Origin of the sequence: Micromonospora sp. 050-3, from assembly GCF_046549335.1 — a bacterium.
Taxonomy (GTDB): Bacteria; Actinomycetota; Actinomycetes; order Mycobacteriales; family Micromonosporaceae; genus Micromonospora; species Micromonospora trifolii.
Map to the genome: position 1 here is coordinate 1,192,130 of NZ_JAJPVX010000001.1, position 17,351 is coordinate 1,209,480.

13 protein-coding genes are annotated in these 17,351 nt (G+C 70.0%); 9 read left to right on the top strand and 4 right to left on the bottom strand.

The genetic code is table 11. The features are described from left to right. Position 1: 1 nt before the first annotated feature. A complete protein-coding gene (locus ACLJOK_RS05510) occupies positions 2-1,087 on the top strand; it encodes a branched-chain amino acid aminotransferase (protein WP_410816544.1) in 1,086 nt (361 codons plus the stop codon). Positions 1,088-1,129: 42 nt separating this feature from the next. On the opposite strand, the gene ACLJOK_RS05515 is transcribed toward ACLJOK_RS05510, so the two are convergent. After that, positions 1,130-2,359 carry a PucR family transcriptional regulator gene (locus tag ACLJOK_RS05515; protein ID WP_410816545.1) on the bottom strand — a complete coding sequence of 410 codons (1,230 nt, stop codon included), beginning with the start codon at positions 2,357-2,359 and terminating at the stop codon, positions 1,130-1,132. A gap of 242 nt (positions 2,360-2,601) precedes the next feature. On the opposite strand from ACLJOK_RS05515, the gene ACLJOK_RS05520 reads away from it, so the two are divergent. From ACLJOK_RS05520 to ACLJOK_RS05550, 7 genes are all read left to right on the top strand, one after another. Then, positions 2,602-3,519 carry a dihydrodipicolinate synthase family protein gene (locus ACLJOK_RS05520; RefSeq protein ID WP_410816546.1) on the top strand — a complete coding sequence of 306 codons (918 nt, stop codon included), beginning with the start codon at positions 2,602-2,604 and terminating at the stop codon, positions 3,517-3,519. A gap of 219 nt (positions 3,520-3,738) precedes the next feature. After that, on the top strand, positions 3,739-5,742 hold the full coding sequence (locus ACLJOK_RS05525; RefSeq protein WP_410816547.1) for a M6 family metalloprotease domain-containing protein: 2,004 nt from the start codon (positions 3,739-3,741) through the stop codon (positions 5,740-5,742). An 84-nt stretch (positions 5,743-5,826) separates the two neighbouring features. Then, the gene (locus tag ACLJOK_RS05530; RefSeq protein WP_410816549.1) at positions 5,827-6,261 is read left to right on the top strand and encodes a hypothetical protein; all 435 of its coding nucleotides are present in this window, start codon (positions 5,827-5,829) and stop codon (positions 6,259-6,261) included. Continuing rightward, positions 6,258-6,836, top strand: a complete 579-nt coding sequence (locus tag ACLJOK_RS05535) for a TlpA family protein disulfide reductase (protein ID WP_410816551.1) — start codon at positions 6,258-6,260, stop codon at positions 6,834-6,836. Before ACLJOK_RS05530 ends, ACLJOK_RS05535 begins: the two co-directional genes overlap by 4 nt. Before the next feature lie 127 nt (positions 6,837-6,963). Further along, complete coding sequence (locus tag ACLJOK_RS05540) at positions 6,964-8,859, top strand: CocE/NonD family hydrolase (RefSeq protein WP_410816553.1); 1,896 nt, start codon at positions 6,964-6,966, stop codon at positions 8,857-8,859. A 163-nt stretch (positions 8,860-9,022) separates the two neighbouring features. Then, positions 9,023-9,538: an LURP-one-related/scramblase family protein gene (locus ACLJOK_RS05545; protein WP_410816554.1), complete on the top strand. Its 516-nt coding sequence runs from the start codon at positions 9,023-9,025 to the stop codon at positions 9,536-9,538. A 306-nt stretch (positions 9,539-9,844) separates the two neighbouring features. After that, a complete protein-coding gene (locus ACLJOK_RS05550; protein WP_410816555.1) occupies positions 9,845-11,392 on the top strand; it encodes a ricin-type beta-trefoil lectin domain protein in 1,548 nt (515 codons plus the stop codon). A 161-nt stretch (positions 11,393-11,553) separates the two neighbouring features. Here ACLJOK_RS05550 and ACLJOK_RS05555 read toward each other — a convergent pair whose 3' ends face one another. Continuing rightward, a complete protein-coding gene (locus ACLJOK_RS05555; protein ID WP_410816556.1) occupies positions 11,554-12,792 on the bottom strand; it encodes a DUF418 domain-containing protein in 1,239 nt (412 codons plus the stop codon). Positions 12,793-12,893: 101 nt separating this feature from the next. On the opposite strand from ACLJOK_RS05555, the gene ACLJOK_RS05560 reads away from it, so the two are divergent. Next, on the top strand, positions 12,894-13,781 hold the full coding sequence (locus tag ACLJOK_RS05560; RefSeq protein WP_410816557.1) for a TetR/AcrR family transcriptional regulator C-terminal domain-containing protein: 888 nt from the start codon (positions 12,894-12,896) through the stop codon (positions 13,779-13,781). Positions 13,782-13,836: 55 nt separating this feature from the next. On the opposite strand, the gene ACLJOK_RS05565 is transcribed toward ACLJOK_RS05560, so the two are convergent. Continuing rightward, a complete protein-coding gene (locus ACLJOK_RS05565; RefSeq protein ID WP_410816558.1) occupies positions 13,837-14,922 on the bottom strand; it encodes a hypothetical protein in 1,086 nt (361 codons plus the stop codon). Between the two features lie 165 nt (positions 14,923-15,087). After that, complete coding sequence (locus ACLJOK_RS05570; RefSeq protein ID WP_410816559.1) at positions 15,088-17,298, bottom strand: hypothetical protein; 2,211 nt, start codon at positions 17,296-17,298, stop codon at positions 15,088-15,090. Positions 17,299-17,351 lie beyond the last annotated feature (53 nt).

Sequence of the window (17,351 nt, forward strand, 5' to 3'; positions counted from 1 at the left end):
GATGAGCCTGTCGTTCCCGTTGCACCAGAATCCGAGCCCGGCGAGCGCGCAGCGGCGAGCCGAGATCATGGCGAATCCGGGGTTCGGCACGTACTTCACCGACCACATGGCACGGGCGGTGTGGAGGCCGGACGGCGGCTGGCAGGACTCCGAGATCATCCCCTTCGGTCCGATCCTCATGCACCCGGCGGCGGCCGTACTGCACTACGCCCAGGAGATCTTTGAGGGGATGAAGGCGTACCGGCACCGCGACGGCTCGATCTGGTCGTTCCGGCCGCAGGCCAACGGCGAGCGCTTCGCCCGGTCCGCCCGACGGCTGGCACTACCCGAACTGCCGGTTCCGGACTTCATGGCCTCGGTCGAGGGGCTGGTCCGTGCCGATCAGGTGTGGGTGCCGGACGAGGACGAATACAGCGTCTACCTGCGGCCGTTCATGTTCGCGTCCGAGCCGTTCCTGGGGGTCCGCCCGGCGAAGGAGATCACCTACATGGTGATCGCCTGCCCGGTGGGCGCGTACTTCTCCGGTGGCGTCAAGCCGGTCTCCATCTGGCTCTCCACCGAGTACACCCGGGCGGCGCGGGGCGGCACGGGCGAGGCGAAGTGCGGCGGCAACTATGCCTCCAGCCTGGCGCCGATGGTCGAGGCCGCCGAGCACGGCTGTGAGCAGGTCTGTTTCCTGGACGCCGCCGAGGGCCGCTACGTGGAGGAACTCGGCGGAATGAACGTCTACTTCATCACGGCCGACGGCCGGATCATCACCCCGGAACTCGGCACGATCCTCGAGGGCGTCACCCGGGGGTCGATCCTCATCCTCGCCAAGGACCTCGGCCTGGATGTCGAGGAGCGCCCGGTGGAGATCCGGGAATGGCAGGAGGGCGTGGCCTCCGGCGCGATCACCGAGGTCTTCGCGTGTGGCACCGGAGCGGTGGTCACGCCGGTCGGGCGCCTGGTCTGGGACGGCGGCGAGGTGACGGCCCCGAAGGCCGGCGCCGAGGACTCGGTCACCATGCGGCTGCGCCGCCACCTGCTCGACATCCAGTACGGCCGGGCCGCCGACCCGTACGGCTGGATGACCCGCCTCGTGTGACGAGGACCGTGCCGGACGGTCCCCACGGCCGGGGCGGTGGCGTCACGGCGTGCGGTAATGGCCGCTGAGCCGGCCGAGCTTCATGGCCAGGTGCAGGCACAGCCGTTCGTTGCCGTCCTTGAGGTCGGTCCCGGCGAGCTGTTCCACCCGTTGCAGCCGGTAGTAGAGGGTTGTCCGGTGCAGTCGGAGCTTCTCGGCGGTCGCGTGCGCGTTGCCCGCCAGGTCGAGGTAGGCCTCCAGGGTCTCCAACAGCACCTGGTGGGCGTCGTCGCGCAGCAGCCGCTCCAGACCGGGATGGACACCCGCGACGTCGAGATGCTGGCTGTCCAGTTGAGAGAGCACCCGGTAGATGCCCAGGCCGGCCCAGGAGACCACCCCGCCCAGCGCGGGCAGTTGCGTGCCGACCCGGGCGGCCTGCGCGGCCTCCTGGTAGGACTCCACCGCTCTGGACAGCCCGGGGCGAGGCTGACCGATCCCGGTCACCGTCCGGTCCACCGAGGCCAGGCCCCGGGTCGCGGTGCCCAGCGCGTCATTGAGGTGTCCGGCGGAGGCTTCCGGCGAGGGTCGGCCGGCGACCCGGTCGCCGCAGACCAGCAGCACCCCGTGGTCGTGCCAGACCAGGTGCAGCGTCTCCCGCACGCCGATCCACCGGCGGGTGCTGACCAGGGCCTGTTCCAGGGCGATCCGGGCCACCTCGTCGGGCTGCCGCCCGGCGGCCGGCACGAGCTGGGCGACGAGCGCGACGGTCGACCCGTCGGCGACCACCACGCCTTCCTCCAGCAGCGCCCGCGCCGCGTGCTCGCGCGCCTGCCGACTCTCCACCAGCAGGGTGCGGGTGGCCTCGGTCTCGCGCTGTGAGGCGAGCTCACCGAGCAGGTTCTCCCGGTACAGGGCCAACGACAGGTCGGTGAAGGGGCCGGTCGCGGTGGCGATGTCGGCGTCGGTCATCGAACCGTCCGCGTCGATGAACCAGACGAACCCGAGCAGCAGGTCGTCGTGCCGGATCGGCACGCAGACCCTCGCCAGCAGGTCCAGCTCGGTGCACGCGGGGGTCCGGATCGGCGCGTGCGCCGTGAGCACGCCCTTGTCCCGGAACCAGGCGATCACCTCCGGCGTCGTCTGCCGGCGCAGGATCGACGTCCGGCGGACGTCGTCCATCGGGCCGTCGTGCTCGCTGTAGGCGACCACCCGCTGTCGCCGGTCCTCGATGAGGGCGGGTCGCCCCACCCGGGCGGCGACGGCGTCGACGATTCGCTGGAGCTCACCGTGCATAAAACTCCCCAGGTTGCGCTGCGTGACAGGGATCGCGCGACCGCCAGTCCTTACCCTCCGGTGCGGGTGGGTCATCGCGCAAGGTCCACTGTCGAAGTCACGACAAAAGGACGGGCGGCCTCGCGACGGTTCCGGCATCTGTCCGAAGACCGGGGGCGACGGACGTTCCTAGGGTTCCGGTACGGACCGCACCAGCGCCGCCGCGCACGGTGCGGGTGGGATGACGGGCGGGGGATTGCCGAGTGGGAGCTGGTAGGCCCTGGCGGGGCGTGCTGGTCGCCGTCACCACGCCGTTTCGCGCCGACCTGTCGGTCGACTTCGACAAGCTCCAGGAACACGTCCGTTGGCTCGCCGCCGAGGGGTGCGACGGGGTCACGCCGTGCGTCTCGATGGGGGAGTGCCGGGCTCTCTCCGACGACGAGCGGGCCGCCGTGGTGAGGGCGACGGTGCAGGCTGCGCCGTCCGGCTGCGCTGTGGTGCCGGGCGTCGGTGGTTACGGCAGCAGGCAGGCCCGCCGTTGGGCGGAGCAGGCCGCCGAGGCCGGCGCCCACGGCGTGCTCGCACTGCCACCCGACGGGCCCGCCGCCCGCGCCGCCGACGTCGTCGCCCACTACCGGGAGGTGGCGGCGGTTGGCCTGCCGGTGGTCGCCCACAACGACCCGTACGAAACCCGGTTGGACCTCACGCCGGACCTGCTGGCGACCGTCGCCGAGATCGACGGGATCGTCGCGGTCAAGGAGGTCACCGCCGACGTACGCAGGTTGCATCGCCTGCGGGACCTCTGCCCGCACATCGACGTGCTGGTCGGCGCCGACGACGTGGTGCTCGAACTGGTGCTGTGCGGCGCCACCGGATGGGTCGCCACACTGCCCAACGCGTTGCCCCACCAGGCGGTGCGCCTGTACGAGCTGTGCGTCGCCCGCGACCTGGGCCGGGCGCTGCCGCTCTACGCCGAGCTGCACCCGATCCTCGGCTGGGCCTCCCGCCCGGAAGCCGTGCAGGCCGTCAAGCTCGCCATGGAGTGCGCCGGACGGTTCGGAGGGCGGTGCCGCCCACCACGCGGGCCCCTGCCCGGGGCTGCCGCCGACCTGGTGCGCCGCGACGTGCTGCGGGCCCTCGCGGCAACTGCCGATCCGGCTTCCGGGGCCGGCCCTGGCTGATCCGCCGACGGGCGCCGGTCATTCAGGTGTCGGAAGTCGTCGGCCCACCTGCCGACATCTGCACAGTGACCGGTACCGGCCCGTACTCCTAGATTCGCTGCGCGGCCTGCTGACAGGTGTTCCGCGACACCCCCACCGGGACGCCAGCGCCGCGTTCCTCCGACGAGAGGTGGTTCCGTGCACCGTGCTACCCCCCACCGATCACGGCTGAGGCGGGCCGTGCTGGCCGCAGCCGTGGCGACCACGCTCGTGGCGACCGGGGCGGCGCAGGCCGCCGCGGCCCCGGCCAACCCGGCCGGCGGCACCGCGCCGTTCCAGGTCCTCGATCCGCAGGCCTGGCAGAACCCGGACACGATGACCTGGAACGACTACAAGGCCGTGCCCGGCAAGAACTGGGCCGACCCGAGCGTGTCCGGCTCGGTCCGCAACTTCAAGATTGCCCTGGTGGCGCTCGACTATCCTGACGAGACGTTCGCGGTTTCCCAGCGGGCCCGCTCGACGGTCTTCGGCAACCCCCAGTCGGTCGCGACAAACATTCCCCGGACGGACGTGCCGAAGTTCTACCAGGACTTCCTGAACACCCCGAACACCCTCAACAAGGGCCACACCCTGCACGAGTACTGGATGCAGGACTCCAACGGCCGCTACGGCGTCGACCTCACCGGGTTCGGGCCGTACCAGATGCCGTCCAAGTCCTACCAGTACGGGCTGGACAACGGGTTCAACCCGGGCGCCTGCCCGAGCGGGGACGTGTGTAGCAAGAACATCCGCACCGACGGCCTGGGCGCCTGGCGGGCGGCCGTCGGCGAGGAGGTCGCCAACCAGTACGAGCTGGTGTTCATCCTCAGCGCCGGCCAGGACGAGTCGTCGACCTGGCAGGAGTTCGGGCAGATGATCTTCCAGAACAAGGAGGACGTGCCGGACGCCTGGGGCCCGCCGGACCCCAACCTGCCGAACTGGGCGAAGACCCGCTACGTGGACTGGACCTCGTGGAAGGCGGCGGCGACACTGTGGCCGAACGCCGGCGGCGGTTCCTCGACGCAGGGGGAGAGCTCCGGGATGGGCGTCTACGCCCACGAGTTGACCCATCTGCTGGGCATCGGCGACAACTACAACAACCCGTACGGCGAGCCGCTGCGCAGGGCGTACACCGGGATCTGGAGCATGATGTCGCGCGGGTCGTTCAACGGCCCGGGTGGTCCGCACACCCGCTGGCAGATCCCGCCGACCAACGGCGGCTCAATGGGCTCGCTGCACACGGTGCGGGACAAGCTCAAGATCGGCCTGCTCGGTGAGGAGCACGTGCTGCGGCTGTCGCGGGAGGCGCTGGCCTCATCGGGCCTGGTGGTCGCGCAGGTCACGGCCCGGGCGGTCGACGCCGGCCAGAAGGGCCTGAGCGGCGTGAACATCGCGCTGAACAAGGACCTGTCGCCGACGTGTGGTGTCACCACCGACCCGTTGTGCGACGGCGGCAACTTCAACAACTACACAGTCGAGGTCGTCGACCGGATGGGCGCGGACTCCTTCACCCCGGACAGCGGCGTGCTGCTCAGCAAGACGAAGAACGCGGACAGCGCGCCGTTCCAGTGGGTGGTGGACGCCAACCCGCAGGACATCGACATGATCGACTTCTACCGGCCCGACGGCACCCCGCAGAAGATCACCATGGGTGACTACCGGCAGCTCTCCGACGCGCTGTTCCACGCCGGAGCGGACACCGGCAGCCAGTACGAGTACGTCGACGAGGCCAACCGGCTGCACTTCTACATCATCGACCTCAAGCGGGACTCGGCCGGCTCGCTCTCCTACACCGTGGCGGTGCGTTCGCTCGACGGCACCGGCGGGCCGAGCAGTCACGGCGTGTTGCTGGGCAAGGGCGAGGTGAGCGGCGGCGGCAAGCCGACCAACCGCGGGGTGACCTGCTCGTTCGAGCTGACCAACACCGGTTCGTACTCGGCCGGCGGGCAGCAGCACCCGGAGAACGTCAGCGCGTACCTGAAGTCGGACGTCTACCGCCTGTCGGCGGAGGTGGCCGGCAAGGGCTGGCGGACCTGGCTGCCCAACCAGATCGCCACCGCGCAGTTCGGCAAGGCCACCACTGTCAAGGTGTCGGTGGGTGCCACCGCCGCCGCCGCGGACACCGGTTTCGTGAAGCTCACCGCGACCTCGGAGAGCGATCCGACGAAGACGGTGACCAAGCAGTGCCGGGTCGAGAAGTCCTGACCAGCGTCCGAGGTTGACCCCGTTCCTGCCGGGTCCGCGGCGGTAACCGTCGCGGACCCGGCAGGCGGGCGGAAGGAGGATGACGTGCGGCGAAGGATCATGGCTCTGCTTCCCCTGCTGCTGGCCGGCGCGACCGGTTGCGGCGCCGTCGGCACCGCCCAGGAGACGATCTCCCCGACGACCGTCCGGGTCCTGGTTCGTGACATCAACATCCGGGCCGCGGGCGTGGACTGCGCCGGCACCGGTCCGTACCAGCACTTCCACAACCGGGCGCCGTTCCGCGTGCTCGACCCGGACGGGACGGCGCTGGCCAGCGGGCAGCTGCCGGCGGGGACCGCGGTGGCCGCCTTCGCCGAGGATCTGGGGGTCGAACGTCTGCCCACCTACTGCGAGTTCGCCGTCGGAGTGCGCGTGCCGCAGCGGACCTCCTATCGGCTGGAGGTGGACGGCCGCCCGGCGCTCGACCTGACGCCGGACAGCAGCGAGGGCCCGGCGCTGGTGGCGGTGGTCCCGTCATGAGGCGGGCACTCCTGCCGCTGTTGCTGGCGGCGGCGCTGCTGGGCGGATGCAGCACGCCCGAGCCCGCGCCCGCGCCGGCACCTGCCGGAGGGGCGGCGGCGCTGCCCGGGCCGGTCCCCGCCGACCTTGCGTTGCGCCCGGCACCTGGCACCGCCCCGGCAGCCCCGGCGTTCACCGGCACGTTGACCGACGGCACACCGTTCGCCGCCGCCGAGCTGTGGGCGCAGCGTCCCGTCGTGCTCACCTTCTTCAGCTCCTGGTGCACCACCTGCGCCAGCAGCCAGGCCGCCCTCAGCGAGCTGGCCCGCAGCTATCGGGACCGGGTGGTCTTCGTCGGCGTGGCCGGCGCGGACCAGGCCGACGAGGTCCAGGACTACCTCCGCGCTCACCGGGTGGAGTACCCGGTCGTCCTGGACGACCAGCAGACGATCTGGCGGTCGTACGCGGTGCGGGAGCCGCCGGCCGTCGTGCTGGTGGCCAAGGGTGGCGCCCTGCTCCGCGGCTGGCCGGGTGGGCTGGACGCCCCGACACTCGACCGGCGGCTGCGGGAACTGGTGCTGGCGGACCAGCCGTAGTCCCCGTCGCCCAGGCCCTCGGTGCGGCCCCGTCGAACCACACCCGGTGAAGTTCCTACACGTGCAGGTGGTGGCACAGGCCACCGGCTCGTAGCGTACGCAGCCTCGGACACATCAAGGAGATTGCATGCCAACAGTGGGAACGCGCTGGCGCACAGGCGTGGCCGTACTGTCCGCGACTGTGCTCGCCGCCCTCGGCGCGGCGCCGCAGGCGCTGGCAGCGGACAGCCCGCCGTCGATCGTCGTCCAGGACGGCGTAACCCAGCCGGTGTTCGGCTATGCCGACGCCATCCGGGAACGCCTGTTCATCGACTCCACCTTCGACAGCGACAACGACGGTCTGCGCGACATCATCGCGATCGACCTGATGCGGCCGGCGGCCACCGCGCAGGGCCTCAAGGCCCCCGTGGTGATGGACGCCAGCCCCTACTACTCGACGGTCTGCCGAGGCAACGAGTCCGAATGCAAGGCGGACCTCGACGGCGACGGGCTGCTCGACAAGTGGCCGCTGTTCTACGACAACTACTTCGTGCCGCGCGGCTACGCGGTCATCCTGCTGGACATGGTCGGCACCAACAACTCCACCGGCTGCCCGACCACCAACGCCAACCAGGACAATCTGAGCGCCAAGCAGGCCATCAACTGGCTCAACGGCCGGGCCACCGCCCGCAACGCCGCTGGCGAGGTCGTCAAGGCGGACTGGCACAACGGCAAGACGGGGATGATCGGCAAGTCGTACGACGGTTCGCTGGCCATGGCCACTGCGGTGACCGGCGTGAAGGGCCTGACCACTGTCGTGCCCATCAGCGGACCGACCGAGTACTACGACTACGTGCGCAGCAATGGCGTGATCACCCGTGGCAACAGCTACGTGTCCTCGTTGGCCAACACGGTCACCAACCCCGAGCGCCGGGAGTACTGCAAGCCGGTGCGCGACGCGATAGGCGCCGCCGACGGCGACGAGCACGGCGACTACACGGCCTTCTGGAACGAGCGCAGCTACGTCAAGAAGGTCCCCAACGTCACCGCCAGCGTGCTGCTCTACCACGGCCTCAACGACGACAACGTCCGACCGGACCACTTCAGCAAGTTCTGGTACGCCCTGGCGGAGAACAACGTGCCGCGCAAGCTGTGGCTGTCGCAGGAGGGCCACGTCGACCCGTTCGACTCGCGCCGGGCGGTGTGGGTGTCGACGCTGCACCGGTGGTTCGACTTCTGGCTGCAGAACGTCGCCAACGGCATCATGGATGAGCCGCGGGTGGACCTGGAGCGTTCCGCCGATGTGTGGGAGACCCACGCCGACTGGCCGATCCCCGGGAAGGCCGACACGGAGGTGTTCCTCCAGCCCGGCACTACCGGCGCGGGCGGTCTCGGGCTGGTGCCCACAGCGAAGCCGGCGACCGGCGCGTTCCAGGACAGCCGCACGCAGAGCCAGAACACCATGATCCTCAACCCGGACGTGGTGCAGCCCAACCGGCTGGCCTTCCTCTCCGCGCCACTCACCGCGCCGCTGCACATCTCCGGCACACCCACTGTGCAACTGCGGGCCTCGGCCGACCAGACCGACACCAACCTCGGGGCGATCCTGGTCGACTACGGCACCGACGAGCGGGTCGCGCACCGGGCCTCCGGCGAGGGAATCATCACCCTGACCACTGAGGACTGCTGGGGCCAGAGCAGCCCGACGGACGACGGCTGCTACAAGCAGACGACGAAGCGGGTGGCCACGGCCGACTACGAGCTGGTCACCAAGGGCATCATGGACGCCCAGAACCGGCAGTCGATCCGGGTCGCCGTGCCGCTGGTGCAGGGGGAGTCGTACAACTTCAGCTTCCCGCTGCTGCCCGAGGACTATGTCTTCAAACCCGGCCACCGGATCGGCGTGATCATCGTGGCCAGCTACCCGCAGTACTCCAGCCAGGCGGACACCACCGCGGCGAACCTCCAGGTCGCGCTGAAGAGCAGCAACATCGTCCTACCTGTGGTCGGCGGCACCGCCGCCGCGCACGCCGCCGGCCTCTGACCGGCTGACCGGCGGGGCCGCCCTGCGCGGCTCGTCACCGGGGCGGCCCGGCGATCAACCCTCCGCGGAGGGTCGACGATCGCCGGGCCGTTCGGTCGTCATTGGACAGCTGACGAGGGCTGCGGCAAATGCCGGTCGTGCTCGGCCGGCACTTCGGTGTGCGGTGGGGGAGAATCGAGTCATGTTTGTCATCAAGGAGCGGTTCTTCTCGATCGGCGACGACTTCGACGTGCTCGACGAGCACGGCACCAAGGTCTTCCACGTCGACGGCATGGTTCTCAGCGTCCGCAACAAGGTCGTCATCGAGGACGCTTCCGGCCAGGAGGTCGCCACGCTGCACCGGCACCTGGTGGCGCTGCGCCCCACGTACGAGATCCGGATCGGCGGCGAGAAGGCCGCAGAGGTCCGCAAGAAGCTGCTCACGCCGTTCCGCGACAAGTTCACCATCGATGTGCCGGGGCCCGGCGACCTGGAGATGAAGGGTGACCTGCTCGACCACGAGTACGTGATCGAACGCGACGGCAGCGAGGTGGCCTCGGTCTCCAAGCGGTGGCTGACGATCCGGGACACCTACGCCGTGCAGGTCGCGGCCGGCGTCGATCCGCTGCTCATCATCGGCAGCGTCCTCGCGCTCGACCTGGCCATGGACCGCGACAAGAAGAAGGACGACGAGGGCTGACCCCCTCGGCGGTAGCCGCGCTGTTCGGACCGGCCGCGTCGCGGCGGACGCCGAGCGCGATATCGACACCGCGACGGCCCAACCCCCTGGCCGCGCCCCGGTAGCGACAGCGGTCTGCCGGTTCGTGGCCTGGGCGGGCGGTCCGGACCGCCCGCCCCGAACGTTGCCGACATCAACACCGCATTGACACAGATTTATGTCTCGGTCACACTCTTCATGCGAGAGAGCGCTCTCTGCGTTGTCCGATGCCTCCTCCGCCACCGTCGATCCGCAGTCGACGCGTGGCCGGGAGCTGGAAGGATCGCAATGAACCGTCTACCGAGGATGTTCGGCATCGCTGCCGTGGTGCTCGCCACGCTCGGACTCACGCCGGCCGTGGGCTTCGCCGACGGGGGCCCGGCTCCTGACGCGCCGACCGCTTCGCCCACCCTGGACATGGATCCCGCGATGGTCGCCGCCATGCGGCGGGATCTGCGCCTCACCGACGCCCAGATCGTCAAGCGGGCACGGGTCGAGGCCGTCGCGCCGGCTGTCGAGCGGCGGCTGCGCGAGAGGCTCGGCTCGTCGTTCGCCGGGGCCTGGATCCCGGAGGGCGGCGATCGCCTGACCGTCGCGGTCACCGACACCTCCGCCACCACAGTGGTACGCGCGCAGGGCGCGGACGTCAGCGTCGTCTCCCGCAGCGAGAAGCAGCTCAACGCCACGCTGGCGGCGCTCGACCGGCACGGCGTCAAGGCCGGCAGGAGCGTCCACGGCTGGTACGTCGACGTCCAGGCCAACCGCGTCGTCGTACGGGTGCAGCCCGGCGGCGAGCCGGCCGCCAGAGCGTTCGCCCGGGCGAGCGACGTCGCCGTCGACGCCGTCGCCGTCGTCGAGGCCCCCGAAGCCCCCCGGCCCCTGTACGACGTCCGCGGTGGCGACCAGTACGTCATCAACGGCAACACGCTCTGCTCGGTCGGCTTCGCGGTCGTCGGTGGCTTCGTCAGCGCCGGACACTGTGGCGGCGTCGGTAGCCCAACCCTCGGCTACAACAACGTCGCACAGGGCAGCTTCGCCGGCTCGTCCTTCCCCGGCAACGACTACTCGTGGATCCGTACCAACAGTTCCTGGACACCTCAGCCGTGGGTCAACAACTACTCCGGCGGCAACGTGACAGTGGCGGGTTCGCAGGACGCCGCGATCGGCAGCTCGGTGTGCCGGTCCGGCCGTACGACCGGCTGGCGCTGCGGCACGATTCTGGGCCGCAACGAGACGATCAACTATGCCCAGGGCGCCGTCTCCGGCCTGAGTCGCAGCAACGCCTGTGCCGAGCCCGGGGACTCCGGCGGTTCGTGGATCTCGGGGAACCAGGCGCAGGGTGTGACCTCGGGCGGGTCCGGTAACTGCAGTTCCGGTGCCACGATGTGGTTCCAGCCGGTCAACGAGATCCTCAGCACCTATGGACTCAGCCTGATCACCACCGGTGGTGGCGGGAACACCCGCTTGATCAGTAACTGGAACAACAAGTGCATAGACGTACCGTCGTCCAACTTCTCCGAAGGAGTACCGCTGCAGACCTGGGTGTGCAATGGCACTGCCGCCCAGGCCTGGACGTTCAGTGGCGGGGCGCTGCGGACCCAGAACAACAAGTGCATGGACGTCTCCGGCGGGTCCACCGCCAACGGGGCGGTCGTCCAGCTCTGGTCCTGCAACGGCACCGGTGCTCAGCAGTTCGTTCTGTCGGCGGCCGGCGACCTGGTGAATCCGCAGGCCAACAAGTGCGTCGACATCGACGGTTGGAACGGCAACGACGGCGCCCGTCTGATCATCTGGGACTGCGCCGGCACCGCCAACCAGAAGTGGCGCCAAGGCTGACCGTTTCACGAGTTGGGCCCGCGCACGGGAAGGCAGAGTGGTCCGACGTCGACCGGCTGCAGAGCCGACGTGACGGCCGCACACCTGGACGCCGCCGCGCAGCCGGCCGGTCGATGATGGTCGCCGTCCGGCTGCACAAAGCTGGTGGTGCGCTGTCGGGCCTACCGTCGCATGGCGGGTCGTCTGCCGTGGGTCCATGCGCGCAACGCCCATTCGAGGGGGCCGTACCGGAACCGCCGCATCCACCAGTAACTGGCAGCCACCTGGACCACAAAGATCGTCAGTGCGATGAGCAGCGTCTGCGCCGGCGAGGTGTGGCCGGCCAGGCCCAGCCCGACGCCGGTGAAGACGAGCACGCAGATGAGCGACTGGCCCAGGTAGTTCGTCAGCGCCATGCGCCCCGCAGGCGCCAACGCGTCCGCGACGCGCGGACGTCGTGTGAACAGACGCAGCAGAGTCGCGGCGTAGGCCGCCGCGAGGAACGGAGCGGTGACGATGCTGACCATCAGTCCGGTCATGTTCGCCGTACCGCCGCCGATAGCGAACACGGCGGCGCCGGCCAGACCGACCGGATAGCCGACCCGCTCGCATCGGCGCAGCAGGTCCTCGTGGGCGTGCGCGGCGGCGAGCATCCGGTGCTTGCCAGCGGCCAGACCGACGAGGAACGCGGCGAAGGCCAACGGTCCTTGCACGGCAAGTGCGCCGAGCATCGCCGGCAACGAGCGCAGGTGCTCCAGGACGACATCACCGAACCCGCCGCGTAGAGCCTCCGTCGAGTGCGCACCGGCGGTGACGGCAGCGGCCTGGTCCGGGACCACCGCGGCACCGAGAACCGCGGCCAGACCGACAACGAACGCGGTAACGCCCACGATGATCGCCGCTGTACGCAGGGCGGTGCGCGGCTCGATCCGTCGAACGGCGAGCAGCACGAGACCGAGCAACGCGTACGTGGTGAGGATGTCGCCGTGGAACAGCAGCACCGCGTGTAGCGCCCCGAGCACGAACAACCCGGACAGCCGGCGCAGGAACGTTCGGCCGAAGGCGGTCCCACGCCGAGCCGCCGAGTCGAGTTGCAGGGTGAAGCTGTAGCCGAACAGGAAGGAGAACAGCAGGTAGGCCTTCATCGCGAACAGCAGTTCAACCGCACCTGCGACCAGTCGGTCGAGCGCGCCGTAGGTCGGGTCGCTGACCAGTTGGAACGCGTATCCGGAGCTGAAGTACCACACGTTGACCAGCAGGATGAGCAGCAGCGCAATCCCGCGCAACGCGTCCACAACGTTGATCCGGGCGCCGTCAGTGTTTTCTGCGGCCCCATCCACGGCGTGGCCGCCGCGCTGGTCGGCGAGCACTGGGCCACCGTAGGTCCCGCGAAGCGGCTTCAGAGGATCGAAATCAGTCATGTCGTACAGCGTATGAGTGCACTAGCACCCGACAATAGTGAGGCTGTCCCCCATATTCGTCTACGGGGTACCGTGACTGCACTAGTGCACGGGAGGCTGCTGTGGAGGAACCGCCGTACCGCCGGATCGCCGCCGATCTCGCGAACCGGATCGCGTCAGGCGAGCTCGCGCCCGGGGCGAGGGTCCCGTCGACCCGGCAGCTCACGGCCGAGTACGGGATCGCGATGGCGACCGCGACGAAGGTCCTGGCAACCCTGCGCGAACGGGGTCTCGTTGAGCCCATGCGGGGCGTCGGCACAGTGGTCGCCGCGGCCGGCGTGGGTAGAGCACCCGACCCCGACCGCGAGCAGGTGGTCGCCGCCGCCGTTGCCATCGCCGCCGCCGAAGGGCTGCACGGTCTGTCGATGCGCCGGCTCGCCGGCCAGCTCGGCATTCCGACGATGGCGATCTACCGGTACGTGGCCGACCGGGAAGAGCTGGTGCTGTTCATGATCGACAAGGTCATGGCCGACAACCCGCCTCCGGCCCTCACTCCGGACCGCGACGGCTGGCGGGTCTGCCTGGAGGCCGTCGCCCAGCTGCAGTGGGCGATGTACCGTCGGCACACCTGGCTGGCCCAGGCACTCTCCTTCACCCGGCCACTGCCAGCCCCGCACGCCATGGCCCACACCGAGTGGGCGATGCGGGCCCTGGACGGGCGCGGGCTCGACCTGAACGCACAGTTCACGGCGGCGGTGACGGTGGCCAACTACGTGCGCGGCACGGCGGTGAACCTGGCCGAGGAGGCGCAGGCCGAGCAGGACAGCGGCCTGACCGACACCCAGTGGATGGCGGCCCACGGAGAGCGGATCGGCACGGTCCTGGCCGACGGGCGGCTCCCGCTGATGGCCCGCTTCATCACCGCCGACGACATGGTCTGGAGCCTGGACACGCTCTTCGAGTTCGGCCTCCAGCGCCTCCTCGATGGCCTCGCCCCGATCCTGCGATGACGTCAGGGACCTTTACCGGGCCGGCGGCGATGGAGACCGCCGGCGCGGCGCGGCGTCAGAGTCGGGAGGTGAAGGTGGCCAGGAAGCGGTGTGGGGCGACTGCGCCGGTGTTGTCGAAGCAGATGACGTCAACGTCGGCGTTGGTGGTGTACGTCCAGGGTTGGGTGAGGTGGCAATAGTTGCTGCCAGTGCCCTGCGCCACCACCTGGGCGTGCGTCTCCTTGAGGCCGACCTGCGGGAAGGTCGCCAGGTAGCGGCCGGCGGGTGCCAGCGGCGCCACGGTGTTCGCACCCACACCGAGCACCGAGTTGTCATTGGTCGGCCCGCCGACGGCGGTGCCCAGGTAGCCGAAGTGCGACGGCGGTCCGAGCGAGCCGATCACGGGCCGCCGACGGTGGTACGAGAGGACGAAGTCGGTGTTGACGAACGCGCCGGCCTGGTCGTAGCAGGAGACGTACACCTGCACGCCGCTGCCGACCGCGCTCCAGGTGTAGACCTTGCAGCGACGCGGACCGGCGTTCGGCTGCACGGCGGTGACCTGCACGTTGCCGGCGAGGACTCCGGCCAGTCCCACCCCGGGCAGCCGCACCAGGTACTGCCCGACGCCCAGCGGCCCGACCGTGTTCACCGCACCCGTGGAGTTGTATGACTGCGCCACCAGGCCGCTGCTCCACTGCACGTACGCGTGGGAGGTGCCGGCCGGCAGCACGCCCGAGCTGGTTGTCCAGAGCACTGTGAACGGGGTGTCGTCGCGCGTGCCGCCCGGCTTGTGGCACTGCACGTCGACGACCTCGTCGGCGCCGGACTGGAACCAACGGACCACCTCGCAGTAGTGCCCGGTCCGGTTCACCGGGGTCACGTGCGGCACACCCCGTGCGCCGGCACCTATCTGCGGGAAGCGGACCTGGAACCGGCCGGGTGCGAGCTTGATGCCGTCGGCCCAGGCGGCGGGGAACGCGGTCTTCCAGCTACCCCACTGCCGGCTGGTGTCCAGCACGGTCCAGACCGACACTGTGGGGTCCTTGACGTACGCGAAGCCCCAGCGGTCGGCGGTGGCCGCCGCGGCCGGCGTCGGCGGCGCGAGTGCGCCGGCGGCCAGGACGGCGGCCAGTGTTGCGGTGACGAATGATCGGAGACGCATCTGTCCTCCAGTCGACGGGAACATGTCGGAGAGGAGTGTGCGCGTAGTGATTTCATGGTCACAGTCGGCTACCTCGTGCTGCGGTGTCGGCTGTCCGCTACTGGTGGCCGAATTTCTGCGCAGTGCACGACGCACGTGGGGGCGCCTCGAGTCGGCAACAGCACCTCAGCGGAGGTGGTCGGCGAGATCACGCACCGCCTCATCGAACGCCTCATCGGATTCGCAGGGCCGATGCCCTTTGATCGGTGGCGGAAAGATGTCGCCGGCCGGAGCTGTGACGTCGGACGGGTCGCGAAGTCGTCGGTCCACCGTCGCCTCCCGGTCGGATGCGGCGGGTGCCTCGTCGGGCCGTTGCGGCGGGAAGACGCGGCCACCAATGGGATCGGTGTCTCGCCACAAATTCACCCACCGCCAGTCCACCCGGTTGGCGATCTCGTGAATCACCTCGTCGCTGACGTACGCGGGAAAGAGCCGGGCGTACAACCGTCGAAGGGGCGAACCGTGGGTCAGCAGCGCGACCCGGTCGGTGACCCGTGGCGGCAGTTGGAGCACTGTCGCGGCAAGCAGGACGGAGCCGTGGCTGTGTCCGGTGAGCACCACCACGTTGCCGGAGTCGACGAGGTGAGTGATCCGGCAGGTCAGTTCGGGAACGGCCCGCTCGGCGTAGCAGGGTGGCGCGAACGGGTGTGCGGCTCTGGGCCAGAAGGTGCCCAGGTCCCACAGCACGCCGACGTACCGGCGGAATCCGGGGGTGCGGTAGGCGAAGATTCCACCGACGATCAGGCCGACGATGAGGGCGGCGATCAGATAGCTGCCGACACCGATGCTGAAGTTGACGAAGCTGACCGGCAGCCCGACGTAGCGCTGGATCAGTTCGCCGGGAGGCGTCGGCAATAGGCCGAGCGCGACCGCTGCCGAGCCGATTCCGGCAAGGCAGGCGTAGAGCACCGCGAGCGGCACCAGCCGCTCGGTGAACCGGGCACGGGCCAAGGCTCTGCGCACCTGCCGCAGCCGTAGCGTCGCGTCGGTCGGCGCGTCTGGGAAGTCACGAGCGACGATCGCCGACGCGGCCCGAATCCGTCCCGGTCGTGACGCCACCGACACCACGCCGGCGACGGCCAGCGTCACCAGCACCGCCAGCGAGAAGCCGAGGATCGCCCAGATGCAGGCGCGCGGTGGGCTGGTGATCAGCGCCTCGGCGGTCGGCGCGCCCCTGTTCAGGACGTCGGACACCCGATAGGCCAGTTCAGCGGAGAACGTGAGCGCCAGACTGATCGCGGCGACGGAGGTCGCGAGGGCGCCGAACCCGAGCGCGGGCGCGACATCCGGCTCTCGACGCCGGTGCCAGAACAGCACCACCCCCAGGGCAGCCAGCAGCACCGCCTGAGCGACGAACAGCCCGACGACGGTCAGGTTGTAGCCGGGCAGCCCGTTGCGCTCCGGCCAGGAGGCCGAACTGTTCAGGACGTGGATCCAGACCAGCACGGTCAGACCGAGGGCGATCGTGCGCAGCACGCTGACCAACCGGTCGAGCCGCCCCTCCGTGGGCGTGGTCAGGGGTGGGGTGCAGAGCAGAACCGCACACATGATCAGCAAGAGCCCGGAAATTGCCGCCAGCGCGACGGTGCCGATCGACAGACCCTGTGCGGCCCGGGCGCCGAGCAGGCTGAGGTCCAGCGTGGCAAACGCCGCCGCGACGTGAATCGAGCGCAGACGACCGACCAGCGGCTCATTGTCCCAGCGGCCGACGGCGGTGAGCCGGTTCGCCGCAAGAGGCTGGTCGGCCGCGCGGAAGACGTGAGACGGGAGTGCCGGGCGAGCGCTGAGCCCCCACACCAGGCTGATGGCCGCAGCCGGCACCAGCGCGAGTACCGCCAGACGCAGTCCGGCAGGACGCCCCCCGAGCCAGGAGAGCCAACTGCGTCCCGCCAGGCACTCCGGTGAGGACATGCACTTCCACGCAATCACATCCAGCGCGATCCCCACCATGCTCAGCACGTACATCCCGGTCAGGCTGAGCGCCAACAACCGGCACAGGGCCTTGATCACCGGGTCGGAGCCGGCTCCGGCCGGACGCATCCAGATGGCGAGGTTGATCAGCATGAAGGGCAACAGGATCACCATCGACAGCGTTCGCACCGCGTTGCCGGCGGGCAGATTGTTCCAGCGGTAGGCCTCCAGCGTCACGCCGTCCGCCGTGCCGCCCTCGTGGTTTCCCGGCCGGGGTCGGTAGAAGCCGCCCCTGTGGTCACCCGCCACCTGCTGCACGTGCGGTCGATCCAGGAGGTCATCCGGGCCGGTGGAGGACACCCCGTGCACCCGCAGTTCCACGAAGCCGTCAGCCCCAGCGCGCCCGCCCGCGTCTCGCTGATCCATCCGGTTCCGGCCCCCCGGCGTGTACGCGGCTCACACCGACCCGCTCGGCTGAT